Origin of the sequence: Novosphingobium sp. TCA1, from assembly GCF_009811895.1 — a bacterium.
Taxonomy (GTDB): Bacteria; Pseudomonadota; Alphaproteobacteria; order Sphingomonadales; family Sphingomonadaceae; genus Novosphingobium; species Novosphingobium panipatense_A.
This window is the reverse complement of record NZ_BLJH01000035.1, coordinates 18,523-36,246: the sequence shown is the minus strand read 5'-3', so window position 1 is coordinate 36,246 and position 17,724 is coordinate 18,523. Positions and strand designations below refer to the sequence as shown.

At 63.7% G+C, this 17,724-nt stretch carries 21 protein-coding genes and 1 pseudogene; 12 read left to right on the top strand and 10 right to left on the bottom strand.

The features are described 5' to 3' along the window. Positions 1 to 69: 69 nt before the first annotated feature. Positions 70 to 444: pseudogene (locus tag NTCA1_RS28565) on the top strand (LysR substrate-binding domain-containing protein); the annotation flags it as partial. A 7-nt stretch (positions 445 to 451) separates the two neighbouring features. Here the strand turns inward: NTCA1_RS28565 and NTCA1_RS24390 are convergent. From NTCA1_RS24390 to NTCA1_RS24365, 6 genes are all read right to left on the bottom strand, one after another. Further along, on the bottom strand, positions 452 to 1,258 hold the full coding sequence (locus NTCA1_RS24390) for an SDR family oxidoreductase (RefSeq protein ID WP_159832066.1): 807 nt from the start codon (positions 1,256 to 1,258) through the stop codon (positions 452 to 454). Positions 1,259 to 1,268: 10 nt separating this feature from the next. Further along, positions 1,269 to 1,973 carry a glutathione S-transferase family protein gene (locus tag NTCA1_RS24385; RefSeq protein WP_159832065.1) on the bottom strand — a complete coding sequence of 235 codons (705 nt, stop codon included), beginning with the start codon at positions 1,971 to 1,973 and terminating at the stop codon, positions 1,269 to 1,271. Positions 1,974 to 2,017: 44 nt separating this feature from the next. After that, entirely contained in the window at positions 2,018 to 2,764 is a 747-nt protein-coding gene (locus NTCA1_RS24380) for a DNA-binding domain-containing protein (RefSeq protein WP_159832064.1), read from the bottom strand. After that, entirely contained in the window at positions 2,761 to 3,585 is an 825-nt protein-coding gene (locus NTCA1_RS24375; protein ID WP_236549550.1) for a DUF692 domain-containing protein, read from the bottom strand. The genes NTCA1_RS24380 and NTCA1_RS24375 overlap by 4 nt, the downstream gene beginning before the upstream one ends. Before the next feature lie 132 nt (positions 3,586 to 3,717). Then, positions 3,718 to 4,596 carry a class I SAM-dependent methyltransferase gene (locus NTCA1_RS24370; RefSeq protein WP_159832062.1) on the bottom strand — a complete coding sequence of 293 codons (879 nt, stop codon included), beginning with the start codon at positions 4,594 to 4,596 and terminating at the stop codon, positions 3,718 to 3,720. A gap of 69 nt (positions 4,597 to 4,665) precedes the next feature. Further along, a complete protein-coding gene (locus NTCA1_RS24365; RefSeq protein ID WP_159832061.1) occupies positions 4,666 to 5,313 on the bottom strand; it encodes an NrsF family protein in 648 nt (215 codons plus the stop codon). Positions 5,314 to 5,515: 202 nt separating this feature from the next. Between NTCA1_RS24365 and NTCA1_RS24360 the strand changes: the two genes are divergently transcribed. Beyond that, positions 5,516 to 6,481 carry a carbon-nitrogen hydrolase family protein gene (locus NTCA1_RS24360; RefSeq protein ID WP_159832060.1) on the top strand — a complete coding sequence of 322 codons (966 nt, stop codon included), beginning with the start codon at positions 5,516 to 5,518 and terminating at the stop codon, positions 6,479 to 6,481. 34 nt (positions 6,482 to 6,515) lie between these two features. Here NTCA1_RS24360 and NTCA1_RS24355 read toward each other — a convergent pair whose 3' ends face one another. Then, positions 6,516 to 7,106 carry a chlorite dismutase family protein gene (locus NTCA1_RS24355; protein WP_159832059.1) on the bottom strand — a complete coding sequence of 197 codons (591 nt, stop codon included), beginning with the start codon at positions 7,104 to 7,106 and terminating at the stop codon, positions 6,516 to 6,518. A gap of 186 nt (positions 7,107 to 7,292) precedes the next feature. Between NTCA1_RS24355 and NTCA1_RS24350 the strand changes: the two genes are divergently transcribed. From NTCA1_RS24350 to NTCA1_RS24340, 3 genes are all read left to right on the top strand, one after another. Continuing rightward, entirely contained in the window at positions 7,293 to 7,430 is a 138-nt protein-coding gene (locus NTCA1_RS24350) for a hypothetical protein (protein ID WP_159832058.1), read from the top strand. 197 nt (positions 7,431 to 7,627) lie between these two features. Next, a complete protein-coding gene (locus tag NTCA1_RS24345; RefSeq protein ID WP_159832057.1) occupies positions 7,628 to 8,014 on the top strand; it encodes a thioredoxin family protein in 387 nt (128 codons plus the stop codon). A 2-nt stretch (positions 8,015 to 8,016) separates the two neighbouring features. Next, a complete protein-coding gene (locus NTCA1_RS24340) occupies positions 8,017 to 8,991 on the top strand; it encodes a hypothetical protein (protein ID WP_159832056.1) in 975 nt (324 codons plus the stop codon). Positions 8,992 to 9,047: 56 nt separating this feature from the next. On the opposite strand, the gene NTCA1_RS24335 is transcribed toward NTCA1_RS24340, so the two are convergent. Next, complete coding sequence (locus tag NTCA1_RS24335; protein WP_159832055.1) at positions 9,048 to 10,475, bottom strand: peptide MFS transporter; 1,428 nt, start codon at positions 10,473 to 10,475, stop codon at positions 9,048 to 9,050. Between the two features lie 40 nt (positions 10,476 to 10,515). Beyond that, positions 10,516 to 11,472: a class I SAM-dependent methyltransferase gene (locus NTCA1_RS24330; RefSeq protein WP_236549549.1), complete on the bottom strand. Its 957-nt coding sequence runs from the start codon at positions 11,470 to 11,472 to the stop codon at positions 10,516 to 10,518. Positions 11,473 to 11,859: 387 nt separating this feature from the next. Here NTCA1_RS24330 and NTCA1_RS24325 point away from each other — a divergent pair, with 387 nt between their 5' ends. The 6 genes from NTCA1_RS24325 (at position 11,860) to NTCA1_RS24300 (ending at position 16,289) form a co-directional block, all read left to right on the top strand. Then, on the top strand, positions 11,860 to 12,465 hold the full coding sequence (locus NTCA1_RS24325) for a TetR/AcrR family transcriptional regulator (protein ID WP_159832054.1): 606 nt from the start codon (positions 11,860 to 11,862) through the stop codon (positions 12,463 to 12,465). A gap of 25 nt (positions 12,466 to 12,490) precedes the next feature. Beyond that, on the top strand, positions 12,491 to 13,228 hold the full coding sequence (locus NTCA1_RS24320; RefSeq protein ID WP_159832053.1) for a cysteine hydrolase family protein: 738 nt from the start codon (positions 12,491 to 12,493) through the stop codon (positions 13,226 to 13,228). 21 nt (positions 13,229 to 13,249) lie between these two features. Beyond that, on the top strand, positions 13,250 to 13,720 hold the full coding sequence (cynS, locus tag NTCA1_RS24315) for a cyanase (protein WP_159832052.1): 471 nt from the start codon (positions 13,250 to 13,252) through the stop codon (positions 13,718 to 13,720). Beyond that, positions 13,720 to 13,971 (top strand): hypothetical protein, encoded by a 252-nt coding sequence (locus tag NTCA1_RS24310; protein WP_159832051.1) that lies wholly within the window; start codon positions 13,720 to 13,722, stop codon positions 13,969 to 13,971. Before cynS ends, NTCA1_RS24310 begins: the two co-directional genes overlap by 1 nt. 158 nt (positions 13,972 to 14,129) lie before the next feature. Beyond that, the gene (locus NTCA1_RS24305; protein ID WP_159832050.1) at positions 14,130 to 14,999 is read left to right on the top strand and encodes a class I SAM-dependent methyltransferase; all 870 of its coding nucleotides are present in this window, start codon (positions 14,130 to 14,132) and stop codon (positions 14,997 to 14,999) included. A gap of 120 nt (positions 15,000 to 15,119) precedes the next feature. After that, positions 15,120 to 16,289 carry a CynX/NimT family MFS transporter gene (locus tag NTCA1_RS24300; protein WP_201282589.1) on the top strand — a complete coding sequence of 390 codons (1,170 nt, stop codon included), beginning with the start codon at positions 15,120 to 15,122 and terminating at the stop codon, positions 16,287 to 16,289. Positions 16,290 to 16,318: 29 nt separating this feature from the next. Here NTCA1_RS24300 and NTCA1_RS24295 read toward each other — a convergent pair whose 3' ends face one another. Beyond that, positions 16,319 to 16,819 (bottom strand): TetR/AcrR family transcriptional regulator, encoded by a 501-nt coding sequence (locus NTCA1_RS24295; protein WP_201282588.1) that lies wholly within the window; start codon positions 16,817 to 16,819, stop codon positions 16,319 to 16,321. Between the two features lie 121 nt (positions 16,820 to 16,940). Here NTCA1_RS24295 and NTCA1_RS24290 point away from each other — a divergent pair, with 121 nt between their 5' ends. Beyond that, a complete protein-coding gene (locus tag NTCA1_RS24290) occupies positions 16,941 to 17,717 on the top strand; it encodes an SDR family NAD(P)-dependent oxidoreductase (RefSeq protein WP_159832048.1) in 777 nt (258 codons plus the stop codon). The last annotated feature ends 7 nt before the right edge of the window (positions 17,718 to 17,724 follow it).

The window sequence follows — 17,724 nt, the reverse complement described above, 5'->3', positions numbered from 1 at the left end:
CCCATGTTCCGCTTATGTCCGAGAAATCGTTGTCTGGCGAACAAACCTTGAGGTGACGCCTATCTCGCACAGCATGGAGAGCCCAAGTCAGCAACCGAACTCCACGAGCATGTTCTGATCTCGTTCGACCAGCTCGCCGGCGCAAATAGCGAATGGCGCTTTGGCGCGACCGGTAAACCCACCATTCGCATCGCGCCGCGGCTCACGGTCAATAGCGCGGACGCAGCGATCGCGGCCGCTCGCGCCGGATTGGGTATCGTCCGGACGCTGTCCTACCAGGTCGCCGAGGACGTCGCGGCAGGCCGGCTGAGGCCCGTATTGGCCGAGCTTGAGCCGCCACCGGTGCCGGTGAACCTCGTGTTCCAGGCAAGCCGCCGAAGCTCGCCCAATGTGCGAACCTTCCTCGATACGGCTAAACTGCATTTCGCGAATGGGGTAGACTGACTTCCGGCTACAGCGCGGAGTGTGATTTCACACCCTCCTCGAACGCCGATTTGATCGACAGGAAGCGCGCATCGACGGCCAGCGGGTCTTTCCGGTTGAGATCGATCAGGGCCTGACGCTCCGGCCCTCCCCGGATCACCTCAATCGCGTCGGACGCGATGCCGGCGACGATGGCATCGGCCACATGCTCCGCCGGTTCCAAGGAGAAACCGACATCCGGACCGGCTCTGTTGGTGGCCATCATCGGCGTGTCGGTCCCGCTGGGATAGACGGTAAGAACGCGGACACCCTCGCCGTTGAGTTCGCGGCGAAGGGACTCGCTGAAGCTGGAAAGGCCAGCCTTCACGGCCGCGTAGGTCGCATAGAAGGGCATGGCTATCAACGCGATCGCGGAGGTGACGTTCACCACCATGCCACCAGCGCCATCCTTGAGGGCAGGCAAGGCCGCACGCGTGAGAAGGATCGGAGCGACGAGATCGACCTCGACCATCGTGCGGATCTCGTCCTCACGCATATCGGTGAGACGGCCGGCCCGCACGGCGCCGGCATTGTTGATCAAAATGTCGAGGCCGCCGAGCGAGCGGGTCGCGCCGAGGAGGGTCGCAGTGCGGCCCTCCTCGGTCGAAACGTCCGCGGATACGCCACTTGCTTCGGCGCCCGCCAGGCGCAGCGACGCCACCGCCTCGTCGACCGCATTCCGCCGGCGTCCAGTCACCACCAATCGGGCGCCGCGAGCGGCAAGCGCCCGTGCCGTGGCGAGACCGATGCCGCTTGTGCCGCCTGTAATCAGAACGCGCTTGCCTTCGATATCCATTGTCTCTTCCTCACGCTTCCTTCGGGTAGTTAGAAGGGAAGAGAGCCCTCTTGGTCTCCTCGTCGAACTCCCTCTTGAACGCGTGGTCGGTGCCCACCTTGCGGGCACGTTCCGCAGCTACCCGCGCATTGATGTCGGCGAACCACCGTTCGATGTTGGGATAGGCCGCCAGGGGATTTTCGGCGCCCGGCAGGACGAACTGCGCCCGGTCGATCCAACCCCATGCCGCCATGTCCACGATCGTGTAATATTCACCGACGATGAAGCGGCGGTCGGCGAGATGCACGTCCAGCACTTCGTAATGGCGGTCCGCCTCGCGCCGGTAGCGGTTGACGGCGTAATCGAGTCCCGAAGGCGCGGCGCGCTGGAAGTGAACGGCCTGCCCCGAGAAGGGCCCGAGACCCGAGGAGACGAAGAACAGCCAGGACAGCAACTCGGCCCGGTCCGCCGGGTCACCGAGGAAGTTGCCCACCTTTTCCGCCAGGTAAAGCAGGATCGCGTTCGAATCGAACACGCGGACTTCCCTGCCGCCTGGCCCATCGGTGTCGACGATCGCCGGAACCTTGCCGTTAGGGTTGATAGCGAGATAGGCTGGAAGGTGCTGCTCTCCCTTGCTCGTGTCCACGGGAACCAGCTCATATTCGAGCCCGGCTTCCTCGAGCAGCAGCGCGACCTTGGCGGGATTGGGGGTGGGGTGAAAATAGAAACGGATCATGTTGGCCTCCTTGGTCGGCGGTGTGGACAACCGGTTCGGGTGATTTATCGAATGTTGGCGATCAGCCCGTCCTGAAGCCAGGAGGCAAGATATCCCCCGGCAGCTTCTACCGCGCTTTCGAGGCCGTTCTCTTCGGCCAGGCGGTCACACAGGCGCGCGAAGCTCAGGCCAGACACGGCGAGCTGAATCGCCCCCATCTCGGTCTGTTCGATGGTCGCAAAATGCGGCTGCAAGTCTACGCGCCACACACGGATCCATGCCGGTTCGGGTAGCATCTCGGCGGGAGGAACGTCCTCGCCGGCCGCGATCGCGTTCCAGATGGCACCGCAATTCGTCTTGACGGGCAGGAGGTCGAGTGTCGGCACGAAATCGATGACGGCATCCTCCCAATCGACATCGGAAAGGCGCTGGGGGTCGAAGGCGACCGCGTTCGGACCGTCGAACGCCCGGCGCAAAGCCCAATCGAGCGCAGCTATCTCACCGACCTCGATGTCCCCAGGATAGAGCGCGTTGATCGTGTCGGAAAAACCCCCGCCATAATCACGCAGCGTCCAGCTATGGGGAGGATGCTGGGCGATGTGGTGGCGCGCGGCTTGCTCGAACCGTTCGTCGCCGAGCCACGCCCAGAGACGCTCGTAGCTGTCCTTGAGGCAATCGACGAGCTGCGCGCTATAGGCGTTGTGGTAAACAGCGAGACCCGGTCCCGCATCACCGTCGACCGCAACCGGAATCTCGCTCGGCTGGTCGAGCAGGAAGCCGATGAAGCCACGCTGCAGATCAAGCAGGCTCATGCCGCCTCCGCCACGCGCGTTGCGATTCCGCGCGCTATGTCGAGCTCGGCCAGCAGGTCCGCCAGCGGCGGGATCTTGTCGTCTCGCTCGATCATCGTCGCGACCGGCCCGAGGCGGGGATATATCCGTCCGAACAGCTCCCAGACGAGATCGGGAACTGGCTGGTCATGGGTATCGATCAAGCGATGGCGGCCCTGGCTGTGACCGGCGAGGTGAACTTGCCGGACGCGGTCCGCGGGGACACCCGCAAGATACTCATAGGGGTCGAACCCGTTGTTGGTGCCGCTGACATAGATGTTGTTCACGTCGAGCAGCAGGTAGCAGCCGGTCCGACGGGTCATTTCAGTGAGGAATGCCCACTCCGGCATCTGATCATCGGCGAAGGTCAGATAGGTCGACGGATTTTCGAGAACCAGGGGACGTTCCAGGACGTCCTGCACATGGTGGATGTTCGCGCAGACCGTGTCGAGCGCCTCCTCGGTGAATGGAAGCGGAAGCAGATCGTGGGAATTGACGTGCTCGATCCGCGACCAGCTCAGATGATCCGAGACCCATAGCGGGTCCACACGATCGGCGAGGGTCTTCAAACGCTCGAGATAGTCGGGGCGGACGCCATCCGCCGATCCGATCGACATCGATACGCCGTGCATCGCGACCGGCCAACGTTCGCGCACCTGGTCGAGCACATGGAGCGGGCGCCCGCCGGCAACCATGAAGTTTTCGGAGATGATCTCGACGAAATCGACCGGAACCGCCTCATTCAGAAAATTCTGGAAGTGCGGGATGCGCAAACCCAGTCCAAAACCCTGAAATGGCGCTATAGTCTCTTTCGACACGAATATACTCCTGAGCGGCGTACCGGGTCGGCCATTGGGGGGAGTGTCCGGCCCGGCACACTGGCAGGTTCGTTCTGCCTGGTGCTTGGGTTACATGCCCCCGGAAAATCTGCTGGCTCAGACCGGCTTGCGAAAACGCAACGTCATCCTGTCGCTTTCGCCGATCGCGTCATAGCGCGCGCGCTCCTTGTCGCTCAGAAACGGATGGCCCGGCCCCGCGCTCAACCGCGCCGGCGGCAATGTCCAGACGCCGAAGGGATAGTCCTTGCTGTCCTTGGGATTGGCGTTGATCTCAGAGGAACCATCGAGAATAAACCCGGCCTTCGTCGCGGCGTCGATGACGGTCTGTGTCGCGACATAGCCGGTGAACTGGCCCGGCCCGGTTAGTTCGGCCGTCTTCGGTTCGGCGCGATGCTCCTCGACAGCGAAAAATCCGCCTGGCTTCAGCGCGGTGAAGATGTCCCTCATCGCCTTGTCACTGAAGCCGAGATGGATCCAGTTGTGGATTTCTCGGGCCGAGATGATCACATCGACCGAATTCGGCGGTGCGAGCGGCCCCGAAATTGCGCCAAAAGCGGCGTAGCGGATATTGCCATAAATGGAGGCATCCGCATGCTTCGTCTCGAAGCGCCGGCGATCGACCTTGAGGCCGCCTGGAACCTTGGGGTCATCGAGATCGGCCACGCCGGCGATATAGGTGCCTCCGGCCTTCGCCAGATAGGGCGCAAGGATTTCCGTCCAATATCCACCCTCCGGTTGGAGATCTACGATCGTCAGCCCCGGTTTGACGCCCCAGAATTGCAGCGTTTCATACGGATGCCGAAAGCGATCTCGTGCGCGATCGCCGGCCGGGCGCAATTTGGCATCGATTGCACTCCGGAGGGCCGGGTCCGCAGCCGTCTGCCTCGCGGCGTCATTGGCATGCAACGCAGGCCCCGAGAGGACCGCAACCGCCATCAATCCTGCGAGCATCGAACGCGCGAAGACCTTCCCCATGTGTCACTCCCAAAGTTGATATGAATTCCACATCCGGCAGGAGGCCGCCCACATGGCGGCCCCCTTGCTTCACCACCGGAGCACTTTTCGACCGATCGCCGCGCCGATCAGTGACGCTACGCCGAGCCCCAACGAGTACCAGAGAAGGACGAAGCCGGGCGAACTCTCGGTGCAGTGCAGCGCATAAACCGTGGCGGCCGTGCCGCCCGCGACAAGCCCGGCGGCCGCGCCTGCCGCCCCAAGCTGGGTCGGAGCCAGTCGCGAAAGGCTCCAAAGCAGCCCGAAGAACACGGGCGCCGAAAGCCCGGCGACATAGAGCGGGCACTGCGCCCAACTCGACCCCATCCAGAATGCCTCGCCATTGTCGGCTGGCGCTGCGCCCAGCCGGAGCAGGGTGATGGCAGCGAGCATGACGAGCGGAACGGCGAACAGCCTCGCCCAATGCACCGGCCGTGAGTCCGGCCGGCTAAGACGATCAAGCGCCTGGAAACCCAGATACACCAGCGAGCCGCTATAGAGTAGCTTCACCCAGAAAATGCCAGTCGACATCGCCTCGCCAAGATCATGGCGAATCCCAAGAGACGGCCAGAGCACCACCGCGGCAGCGGCGATGGCGGCACCAGAGATCAGCCCCTTGCGCAGGTGGGCACGAGAACTGCCGGCCGGCACCGGGTGCAGGTCGCTGGCAAGCTCCGCAATCAACATTTCGGTATTCATGAATTGCTCCGTCGAACACTCGACCGACGGGCCTCCACGCCGCGAGTCAGTTACCTATTCGAAGCGACCCGCCATTCGGTTACGCAGGAGTTTGCTTCGTAACGATCCGGGCCATCCCATCGAACGTAGAAGCATTGCGAGTTCAGCGTGAGGGTCGCGGACGTGTTGCGATGCTGTACATAGCAGGGAGGGTGAGTGAGAAATGGCTGGTATCCCAATTGCGATCGTTCAGCAGGCGCCGGTTTTTCTCAATCTTGCGGCAAGTGTCGAAAAAGCTGAGCAACTCGTCCGCGCCGCCAAGGCAGACGGCGCCAGCTTGATCGTCTTCCCCGAGGCGTGGCTACCTGGCTATCCTGTCTGGTTGGACGAGGCCCCGGGCTCCGCTCTGTGGGGTCATCGTCCAGCCGAAATCCTCTTTCGGCTTCTCTATGCCAACTGTCCCACGCTCGACGGACCCGAGATCGGACGCCTAGCCGACCTTGCGGTTGAACTCTCGGTCGAGATCGTGATGGGTATCCAGGAACGTCGCGGCGCCAGCATCTTCAACACCGCCTTGCGTCTCACCCCGGAGGGTGGTCGGGATGTCCACCGAAAAATCATGCCCACTCACAATGAGCGCCTGGTCTGGGCGGCCGCGGACGGAAGCAATTTTCGTCCCTGGCCAAGTGACTTCGGCCCCTTTGGCGCGCTCATCTGCTGGGAGCATTGGATGCCGCTGGCTCGCGCTGCGCGGCACAACGAGGGTGAGGTTCTCCATTTCGCGTTGTGGCCGGCCGTCACCGAACTCCATTTGCTCGCCAGCCGTCACTATGCTTTCGAGGGGCAGTGCTTTGTCGCCGCGGCCGGGACGGTGCTTGCTCGCAATGAAGTACTGGACGGCTTCGATAGCCTCGGCGTGCGCGAGGAGGCTGCCCGAAGCCTGCTGGAATCGATCCCTTCCGACCACCAATTGCTCAAGTCCGGTGCCAGCGCTGTGATCGCGCCCGATACGTCGCTGATCGCAGCCGCCGAACCTGGCGATTCAAGGACGCTACATGCCGCGATCGACCTCGATAGGCTCGCGGAAGGCAGGCTCTATCTCGACACGGCGGGTCATTATTCCCGGCCCGATATCTTCGAACTGCGCGTCGATACGCGCGAGCGTCCGGGCGTCTTCATCGAACGCTAAACGGCGTCGATGGTGCACCTTACGATGCGTGCCATCACTCCCGGATCAGGCGAATATCGACTTCACGCTCGACGAACGTCCATTCCCTGGTACTGCGCAGCCGCTCCACCAGCATTTCGAAGCCGGTGACGTGCTCGGGCGCGTATTCGAACCAGGTCAGGAAGTCGAACGGCCCACCCAGGTCCCTGCAGTGGAAGAGGCGGCGAGCGATCGCGGGCAGGTACTCGATGCCGATGGCGATATGCGATGATTGCTCTTCGAATATCTGCCGGCGCTCGTCCTGTGCAAAGTCCCACCACGCCTTCGCCTTGAGGATCGGGATCAGCGCCGCCCGCGTAGCTCGATCGCGGCCGAGACCTTCCTGTCGGTCCAGCAGCCGCTGCTGCTCGGTTTGATGGACATAGCGTCCATTGCTGGTGGTGCCACGCAAGACCCAGCTCGCATCGTCCGTGATCGTGGTATCCGCCTCGCGGATGCTCAGGTGCGTGGCCTTCGGAAGACTGTCTCCGATCACGGGGGAAATGCTCTCGATCCGCCAGGGGCCGTCGCTTCCGGCGACAAAGCCGACAAGGAAAAGACCACGATCCGGCGCGTCGAGGGTATCAGCCGTCTTGATCTTGTTCATCAACGTCTCCGGTCCAGATCCAACGGCAATACGATCGTGTCGCCTTCCCGGTTACGAGCCATGTCGCGACTTTGCCTCGACCAGATTATTTGTTGCCGGCTTGGTCTCTTTTTGGGGGCATCTGTAACTGTACAGCCCTCGCGAGCGGATCTCTGGGTATCGACATTCAAGCACTGGAGACAGATTATGTACGCTCAATCCTACCGTCCCGTTCTTTCCGCGGCGCTGCCGTTTCTGGGCTCCGGCGTTGCGTTGGTCGCGATGCTGGTGATCGGCGCGGTGTCCGTCGCGGGAACCATGATGGGGTCCATGGCTGGCCTTTGACGGGCAAGCCCAGGCTCGCCCCATCGGCGTCCGACGTTGTCGGTCCGCGTGCCCCGGCCGACCTGACCTCGTCTTCCTTCGGGAGGGACGCGGCGGGCGGCGCTGGTAGCCGCTAACATCTTGTGAGGCCCGCGTAACCATGCGGCCATCGGAAACGAACCAGCGGTAACGGTTCCACGCAACAGGAAAGCAGATCCATGTCCCTCGTTCGATTCCTCCCCATTGCAGCGCTGGCTGTTATCGCGGCGCCTCTTCAGGCACAGCCGGTCCAGCCTTTCAGCCTCGGCGCGCTCAAGGCTGCGCAGGCGGCGGGCAAACCGGTGCTGGTCGATGCCTTCGCGCCCTGGTGCCCGACCTGTCGTGCGCAGGCTCCGACGATCGACAAGCTCTCGACCGATCCGGCCTACAAGAACCTCACTATCCTCCGGCTCGACTATGACAACCAGACGGCGGAGAAGAAGGTGCTCGGCATCACCAAGCAGAGCACCCTCATCGCTTACAAGGGCAACAAGGAGGTCGGCCGCATCGTCGGCATTACCGACGGCGCTCAGCTGCGCAGTTTCGCCGCCACGCCGCTGCGCTGACCGTGCTGCGTCTCGACCGGCGTGCCGCGGTCATGGGTCTCGGCGCTGCTGCGTTCGGGATCACTTCGCTCGCGGGCGCGATCGCGGCACCGAGCTATGACGATCCGGACGACATGTATGGCGCCCTGCGGCGCCAGCCGGGTCAGATCCTCCGTGTCGGAGCCGGCACGATCAACCTCGTGTTTGCCGATGGAGCACCCGGCCTCGATCGCGATCGCGTGGTCTCCTGGGTACGCACCGCGGTCGCTGCGGTAACCGCCTATTTCGGCCGTTATCCGGTCAAGGACTATGGGCTATTGGTGATTGCCGAGCCCGGCGATCACGTCGGCCATGCAACGACGTTCGGCTATGCCGGCACCGCGACCCGGATTCATGTCGGCGTAGCGGCCGATGCGACCGCCTTCCATCGCGATTGGGTGCTGGTCCATGAGATGGTCCACACAGCCCTCCCGAACCTTCCTCGCCGAGCGCTGTGGCTCCAGGAGGGCAATGCGACCTATGTCGAACCGATCGCCCGGGCGCTGGTCGGCGAACTGCCTGTCGAGGAGGTGTGGCGGGAGTCGATCCTCGGCATGCCCAAGGGCACGCCCAAGGCCGACGACCCGGGAATGGACGGAACCCGCGCCTGGGGCCGGCTCTACTGGGGCGGCGCAACCTTCTGGCTGCTCGCCGACATCGCAATCTACCAGGACAGCGGCGGGAGATATTCCCTGCGCAATGCCCTGCAGCGCATCAACCGTGAGAGCGGCGGAAACACGGTCGAGTGGTCGCCCGAGCAGCTGATGGCGGTCGGTGACATGGCGGCCGGAACGCGCTCCCTGCAGGATCTCTATGTCCGGTTTGCCGAGCAGCCTATCGATACGGACCTGAGCGATCTTTTCCGGCAACTCGGCGTCGGGATGGACGCGCAGGGCGGCACGCGCTTTGACGATCGGGCACCTTTGGCCGAACTTCGCCGGCGGATCACGAAACCGTAGGTCCACGGATGCTCCACCAGGCGGGGAGTGGGGTTCTTGGCTCCCGTCCAGAGGCTTCATTCTGCGATCGCCTCGAGCGAATCGCGAATGGTGGTGGCGCGATCGGTGAGTTTCTGCGGCCCGGCCGCAAATTGGCCGCCCAGTACCAGCCACACGCCGAGCAAAACAATTGCAGCTCCGGCGATCAGGCCCGAATGCAGTAGCCAGAAGGATACGGCCGAGCTCGGCTCATACATCGCACCCAGCCAACCAACGAGGAGGTTTGCGGCGAAGAGGTGGAGATAGCAGAGCGCGATCATGGTCCCGCAGGTGCCACGCGGCGCCATGCGCGAGTATAGCGCAAGCGCGACGGGCAGGCTGTGGGCGAAGCCGATATTGTTGAGGATGTGGAAGGCCAGAGCCCACCCCAGGGCTACCTGGTGCGGAGCCCCGGCGTTCTTTGTCGCGATCGCCAGCGCGAGCGGCGCGAGCGCCGAGAATGCTGCACCGATCGTGAGCTTGGCCAATTCGCTGGGCTCGGGCCGCCGGCGACCCCAAGCGCGCCAGAAGGCGACCGAGAGACCCATCACCACGGTGCTGATCACCGCCCCGAAGGACAAGAGCCAGGTGATTGGCAGCATGTGCCCGAACAGCATCAGGTCGTAATTGGCCTCGCCCCAGATCAGATAGGCGTTGAAGGTCTGCTGGTTGCCGATCTGGGTTATGGTAAGCACCGGCAGGAGAAGGATGAGGATGGCGATGTTGCGCACATCATGCTTCGTGAGCTGGACAGGCTGATTGCCGGCGCGCGCGGGCGAGTTCACCGGGATGGTCCCAAGGCCCGCCACGTAGATGATCAGACCGATCGTCATGCCGACGCCGGCGGCAGTGAATCCCCACCGCCACGCGACATCCTGGCCGAGGCTTCCGCAGACAAGCGGCGCCAGGATACCGGCGATCTGGACACCGAACATGTAGAGCTGAAAACCGTCCGAGCGGCGTTCGTCGCCGGCCCGATACAAGGCGCCGATCTGCCCGGCGTGATTGCTGCGGAACGCGCCGAGCCCCAGCAGCAGGAAGAGAAGCGCGAGCAGAAAGGTACGATCGAACGCCATCAGGATATGGCCGATCGTCATCATGACTGCCCCGGCGACCACGGCGCGGGTCTTGCCGACCCAGCGATCCGCGATCGCGCCGCCGATGATCGGCGTGAGATAAGCGAGCCCCGCGTAGAGCCCGAAGATGTAGGAGGCGAGCTTTTGCGGCGACTGGTGCATATCACCGTTGCCGAGCAAGCGCTCGAGAGCGGCAAGGCCCCAGACCTGCCCGACATGATCGGGCTGAAGCAGCCAGTGCGTCATGTAGAGCACAAGCAGCGACTGCATGCCATAATAAGCGAAGCGCTCGAACGAACCGGCGAACGAGAGGGGGCCGAGTCCGAGCGGATGGCCAAAGAAGGTCCGGCCGGCCGGCAACAACGCCGGGCCTTGATGGATCGTGTTCATCTAAAGTCTCCAGAGTTGAGTGCCAGCAAAGCGTGACGTGTCAGCCGCGGGTTGCGGGGGCAGGGGAAAGGGGCTTGCGAAAACGCAGCGTCATGCGGTCGCTCTCGCCAATCGCGTCGAAACGGACCCGGTCCGCCGCGCTCACGGTCGGCTGACCTGGAATTTCGCTGAGCTGGGTGGGCTTGAGTGTCCAGACACCCAGGGGGTAAGTCTTGATGTCCGTGGGATTGGCGTTGATCTCGGACGATGCGTCGAGCACGAAGCCGGCTTTCGTCGCAGCGGCGATCACGACCCTGGTCGGGACATAGCCAGTGAATGGATCTCCGGTCAGGACCGGATCGATCTGCGGCTCAGCGCGATGTTCCTCGATCGCGAGGATGCCTCCCGGCTTCAGCGCGCGATAGACGTCGCGGAAACCCTTGTCGGCATAACGCTCGTGCAGCCACTGATGCACTTCGCGGGAGGCGAGGACCAGGTCGACGCTTCCCGGTCTCGCCAGCAAGCCGGATCGCGGCCCAAAGGTCGCATAACGGATGGGCCCCAGGCGAGCAAAAGCGGCTCGGCTGGGTTCATCGCCGCCATTCCCTCCGACCAGCAGGTTCCGCCACCGGTCGTTTCCGAGATCCGGGACGCCCGCGATATAGATGCCGCGGGTCCTGGCGAGATAAGGCGCCAGGATACGGGTCCAGTAGCCGCCCTCGGGCTGCAGATCGACGACCGTCATCCCGGGGCGCAGACCCCAGAAGCGCAGCGTCTCGTAGGGGTGGCGATCATGGTCGCGCGCGCGATCGGCGGCGGTGCGCACGGTCGAGGAGAGCGCCGCGGCGAGGTGCGCGTCGCGCTGCCGATCGGACGCGCCGAGGGATCCTTGGTGCGTGCTCGGTGCCGCCCGGGCCCGCGCCGCCACGGTCGCGCCGGAGACCAGGAGAAGCGCAATGCAAGTCAGGGCAGACCATGTGGATGATCCGGTCGGCGATGATCCAGGGACATTCTTCATTTCGTCGGCTTCCAGCTTTGTGAGGTGGTTGCTGCGACGATAGTTGATGCCAATCCGATGATAATCGGGCTTATGGGAAAATCATTATCGCGGTTAGTGAAGAAATCCGGACGGCGGTGCGATGTAGCTCGCGGTGCCGGGCGACAGGGGGGCCGCCCGGCACCGTTTCACAGGCCGTCTGTCCTCGTGCCACGTCCAGGAGCAACCGGGCACGAGGGGACGGCATTGTCGCCGTGCGGGGATCAGGGGCGGCGACAATCATGGGTTCGCCGGGACGCCTCGCTGAGTTACGCCGCCAGAAGAATTTCCGGCGTCACAGGTGCGGCGCCCGACAAGCGCTCAGAATCCCGCTTGACGCTGATAAAGCGACTGGTTATCTATTATCTCATGGCAAGACCAGCGAATCCACAGACCCATGCCCGCCTGGTTGGAACCGGCGGAGATCTCGTCCGCCGCCAGGGCTTTCATGCGACCGGCGTGCAGGACGTTGCGACCGCAGCCGGCGTGCCCAAGGGATCCTTCTACAATTACTTCGCGACAAAAGAGGGGTTCGGACTCGCGATTCTGGACGCCTATTGGGAAGAGATCGAGCGCGACCATCTGGCCAGGCTCGACGACCGGCGCCTCAATCCGGCCGATAGGGTGAGAGCTTTTTTTCGTGGGCTCTCCCAGATGCACGCCGACACCGGGTTTGGTCCGGGGTGCCTGATCGGCAATCTTGCGCTCGAGCTCGGCAACACCAGCGACCCGGTGCGCGAGCGTGCCGCCCTGCTGCTTCGCCGTTGGGATGCAGCTCTTGCCGCGTGCCTTGAGGGTGCTCAGGCGGACGGGACGCTGCAATCCGGGCTGGAGCCGGCAGCGCTCGCCGCAGTGCTGGTGGAAGCCTTCGAGGGTGCCGTGATGCGGGCCAAGGTCGAGCGCGGCCCCACCGCTTTCGCCCGGTTCGAGGCGCTTCTCTCGGTCTTTCTCCCGAAACGCCCGAAGACCACTTGATCGAACAGCGAGACAGGAGGATTCCATGGCTCTGGATGACGTGAACATCGGCAATCCGCTCTATGCCGACCCGACTGACCCTGTGCTGCCCGCCACCGGGTTTGCGCTTGATCATACGAAGGTGGCCCTTGTCGTCGTCGACCCCCAGATCGACTTTCTGAGCCCGGAGGGGGTGAGCTGGCCCTATTTCGGCGAGAGCATCACCGAGAACGGCACTGTCGATCATCTGCGGCAGCTGTTCGAGGCCGCCAAGGCTGCAGGCATCACCGTCGCTGTCTCGCCTCATTATTACTATCCGACCGATCACGCCTGGAGGTTCGGTGGTCCGCTCGAGAAGGTAATGCACGGGATCGGGATGTTCGGGCGAAAGGGGCCACTATCGCTGGACGGCTTCGAGAATAGCGGCGCCGACTTCCTGCCTGCGTTCAAAGACCATATTCTCGATGGCGACACGATCATCGCGTCACCGCACAAGGTTTATGGCCCCGAGAGCAATGACCTTTCGCTCCAGCTGCGCAAGCGTGGCGTCTCCCAGGTCATCCTCGCCGGCATGGCAGCCAATCTCTGCGTGGAATCGCACCTGCGCGAGCTCGTTGAGCAGGGCTTCGAGGTGGTGGTGGTGCGTGACGCAACGGCCGGGCCACGCTTGCCGGAGGGCGACGGCTATCTTGCGGCCCTGATCAACTTCCGGTTCCTGGCTCACGCCATCTGGACCACGGCCGAGACCGTCGATCAGCTCGAGCAGACCCACGCCGCCGCCTGAGCGCGTCAAAGGAGACCAGCGATGATACACACGCATATCTCGCCCGAAGCGCGGGCAAACCTCGCGGAGGCCACCCTGGAGGCCAAGCGCGCCAAGGGTTTGAGTTGGGACGATATCGCCGAGGGAACCGGGATCAGCACCGAGTTCGTGACTGCCGCCCTGCTTGGCCAGCATCCGCTTCCCGAAGACGTGGCGACCCGCGTCGTCGAGAAGCTCGGATTGCCTGATCAAGCCGCGCTTGATCTCCAGGCGATTCCGATGCGCGGTAGTCTGTCGGTGCAGCCGCCGACCGACCCCACCATCTATCGCTTCCACGAGATCGTGCAGGTCTATGGAACGACGCTGAAGGCATTGATCCATGAACGCTTCGGCGACGGGATCATGAGCGCGATCAACTTCAAGATGACCGTCGGTCGGGAAGAGGACCGGGAAGGTGGAGAGCGCGTCGTCATCACGTTGAACGGCAAATTTCTTCCGACGCGCCCATTCTGATGCCGCCGGTGGCGGATGCCGGACCCGAACGCAAGGAACTGCGGCGTTGCGCAGTGAAGGGCGAGGACGGGTCGGCGTTCACCGCCATCGAGTATCGCTATCTGGCGACCATCGCCACCCGTCGTGGGGTACGCACCCAGATCGGCGCTCGCCACTGGATGTTGAAGTCAGGACAGGGGCTCCGTCTGATCGATGCTGCCTGTTTTCTCCACGAGCCAAGCGGCGAGCTATTCTGGCTGGAGCGTGACTAGCAGTTCGGCCGACGATCTCAGGCATTGCTCGTCAGCAGGCACCGCAACGAAGAATTGCCGATTTTCGACATTATCATCCCGCCGCGGCTGCTCGATGATCCGGGACAAGCGGCAGGGGGCGAGAGCCTTCGGCGCCGATGCTTCGAAAGGATTCGCATATGCGCCTCGTTCCCCTGCTCATACCGGTCGCCTGCGCCCTGGCTTTCCCTCCGGTCGCGACCGTGGCCGGTCAGTCGACGAGCCCAGATGCGATGCTGGTCGCAACCGTCGCCGCGCCCGACCGAAGCGCCAAGGATAAGGCGCGCGACCAGTATCGCCGACCGGTCGAGAGCCTGACCTTCTGGGGGCTGAAGCCGGGCCAGACCGTCCTCGATATCCAGCCCGAGGGTGGATATTATGCGGAGATCATCGCGCCCTATCTTGCCCAGACCGGCGGCACCTATATCGCTGGTGTAGCGGTACCTTCGAACCCCTGGGGTGCGGATCTTTCCGACCCCAATCTGCCGGGTGCGAAGCCGGGCGCCACACCGCCCAACGCGGCTCGATACGGTAAGGTGCGCTATGCGGAGTTCAGCGGGGGCGGATTGAAGCTTCCGCCCAACAGCGTCGATATCGTCTTCAGCACGCGCGAGATCCACAACTGGATCCATGATGGCTATGCCGACAAGGTCCTGCGCGACATCTACCGGGCGCTGAAACCGGGCGGCATTCTGGCCGTCGAGGAGCATCGCGCCGACCCTCAGATCAATCCCAGACTGACCGGCGAACCCTTCACCGGCTATGTGCCCACGTCCGTGGTGGTCGCGACCGTTCGCAAGGCGGGCTTCGAACTCGAGGCGACCTCGGAACTGAACGCGAACCCCGCTGATACCAAGGACTATCCCTTCGGCGTCTGGACCCTGCCCCCGGGGCGCCTGAGTGTCTTGCCCAATCGCCCGGCGCTGACGGCCGAGCAGCGCGCGCATTATGACGCGATCGGCGAGAGCGATCGGATGACGCTGCGCTTCCGCAAGCCGGCCAAGAAGTGAAGAGCGGGACGAGCGATGTCGATCCGGTCCAAGCCCACACGTCCGGTGAGAGCCTCGCTGCTCCAGGCGGCGCCGATCCCCCAAACCTCGCCGCTTTCGGTTGCCGCTGACCGTGCGGGAATGGATATCGCATTCCCGATCGCGATGACCTGCATCGTCCTGGTCGCCATAGACCTGCGGCCAGGCATCGTTTCGACCGGGCCCATATTACCGTTGATCCGCGAGGAATTCGGGCTTTCCCACACGATCGCGTCCCTTCTCACAGCGATCCCCGACCTGCTGATGGGTGCGTTGGCGCTTCCAACTCCCTGGCTTGCGCGTCGCCTGGGACGCGACCGGGTCATCCTCGGGGCTCTGGCGCTGCTGTTCGCTGCGACGCTCGGGCGGGCCTTTGCGCCCTCGACCGCCTGGCTGCTCCTGGCGACAGCGGGCGTCGGCGCGGGGATCGCCGTCGCCGGGGCCCTCATCGCCGGATTCATCAAGGCAAGCTTTCCGGCCCGTGCCGCCTTCGCCATGGGGATCTATGCCACCGCTTTATCCCTGGGCAGCACCGTCTCCGCCGCCATAACGGGACCGATCGCCGCGACGACGGGCGGATGGAGGGTGGCATCCGGACTTTGGAGCGTACTCGGTATCGTCGCACTCTCGGCGTGGTTCTTCGTGGCACGGCACGATCGACCCGAGCGCTTGTCGCGGACGTCGTCGAAGCGATTTCCCCTGCCTGTCGGCAATCGGACGGCATGGCTCGTGGCGCTATTCTTCGCCTGCCAGAATTTCCTATTCTACGCCTGCATCACCTGGCTGGCTCCCCTGTTCCGGGAAGACGGGTTCGGTGCGACCAGCTCTGGTCTCGTGCTGGCGAGCTTCACCGTCGCCTTCACCCTGGCGAACCCGGTATTCGGCGCGCTCAGTCGTAACGAGGATCGCCGACTCCTTCTTGCACTGTCGGGGATTCTGGCGTTTGCCGGTTTCGTCCTCCTGGCGGCCGCACCCACCCGTTTCCCCTTCCTTGCCGTCCCGGTCCTCGCGATCGGTCTCGGCGGTGCCTTCACGCTGGGCATGACCCTTCCGCTCGACAACACTCACGAACCTGAGGAAGCCAATGCCTGGAACGCGTTCGTTCTGACGATCGGGTACCTGATCGCCGCGAGCGGACCGTTTTCGGTTGGGGTATTGCGCGATGCGACCGGAAGTTTCGCGCTACCCCTCTGCATGTTGGCCGGCGTCGCCGCGGTCATGCTGGCACTGACGCCCCTGTTGCAGCCGCATCGGCAGACGAGGGAAGTGTGATGGTGCGCGAGTGACCGGAAGAGGCGCGATCAGTCTTTGGCGCGCTCGGAGAGCCGTGCCACGAGATCCCGCAAGAGCGCCGGGTCCTCCAGCGTACGGCTCATCATCAATCCTCCCTCGAGCTGGGCTACGACCTCGCGCGCCGTGAGGCGCGTGCCGCTTTCCGTCAGCGCGGTATCGAGCCAGTCAATCAGCAGCGTGAAGAACGCGGAGACTCGCGGGCGCAGAACGGGCGGAAGACCACCGCTCTCCGCGCCCAGGAGCCCGCACAAACACATCAGGTCGTCGGTTTCATTGGCTTTGAGGAAAAGGGCGGCGACCCGCTCGACGGCCGCGTCGGCGCTCCCCTCAGCCTGGTCGCCAAGCCATTCCCGGGCGCGCTCTGTATAGCGTTCGGCGATCGCGTCGACGAGCAACTCCTTCCCCGGGAAGTGGTAGTGAACGCTCGAGCTCTTGATGCCGGCGTCGGCTGCGACATCGCGGAAACTGAAGCCATTATAGCCTGCCAGGCGGACGCGCCGTTCGGTCACGTCAAGTATAGTTTCTCGCATAACAGTTTTCCTCTATCTAACGTTAGATAGATAATTGACCGTCCATGAGCAAGATCGCATACGTCTATCTAACGTTAGATAGACGTATGGAGTTGAAATCATGGCTGCGAATAACGTTGTCCGGTTGGCCTATGTCGTAGGCGGCTCGAGCGGGATGGGACTGGCGACTGCCAAGCTCCTTGCGGCCCAAGGCCTGACCGTCGTGCTTGTGGCGCGCGATCCGGGGAAGCTCGAGGCTGCCCGCCACGAGATCGAGCTGGCCGGGGGTAAAACGGAGGTCTTCGCTGCGGACCTCCACAACCCTAAGGCGGTCGAGCGGCTGATCGCCCACATCGCGGTCGAGACCCGCGCGATCGTCAAACTCGTAAACGCCGCTGGCTACTTCCTCCCAAAGCCGTTTCTGGACCATGAGGCTGGTGACTATGATGTCTATGCCGGCATCAATCGGGCGATATTCTTCATCACCCAGGCGGTCGCCCGCAATATGGCCGCGAACGGCCGCGGCGCAATCGTCAACATCGGCTCGATGTGGGCACGCCAGGCGGTCAAAGCGACGCCGTCCTCGGCCTACTCCATGGCGAAGGCGGGGCTCCACGCCTTCACCCAGCACCTCGCGATGGAACTCTCGGACAAGAATATCCGCGTCAATGCCGTTGCCCCGGCCGTGGTGGTGACCCCGATCTATGCCGCGTTCATCGATCCCGCGCAGATCGAGGAAACCCTGACGGGCGCGTTCGACGCCTTCCACCCGATCGGCCGCGTCGGCCGTGCCGAAGACGTCGCCGAGCATGTCGCCTTCCTGCTCTCCGACAAAGCGAGCTGGACGACGGGCGCTATCCACGACGTCGATGGCGGCGTGATGGCTGGCCGCAACTGATCGGCGG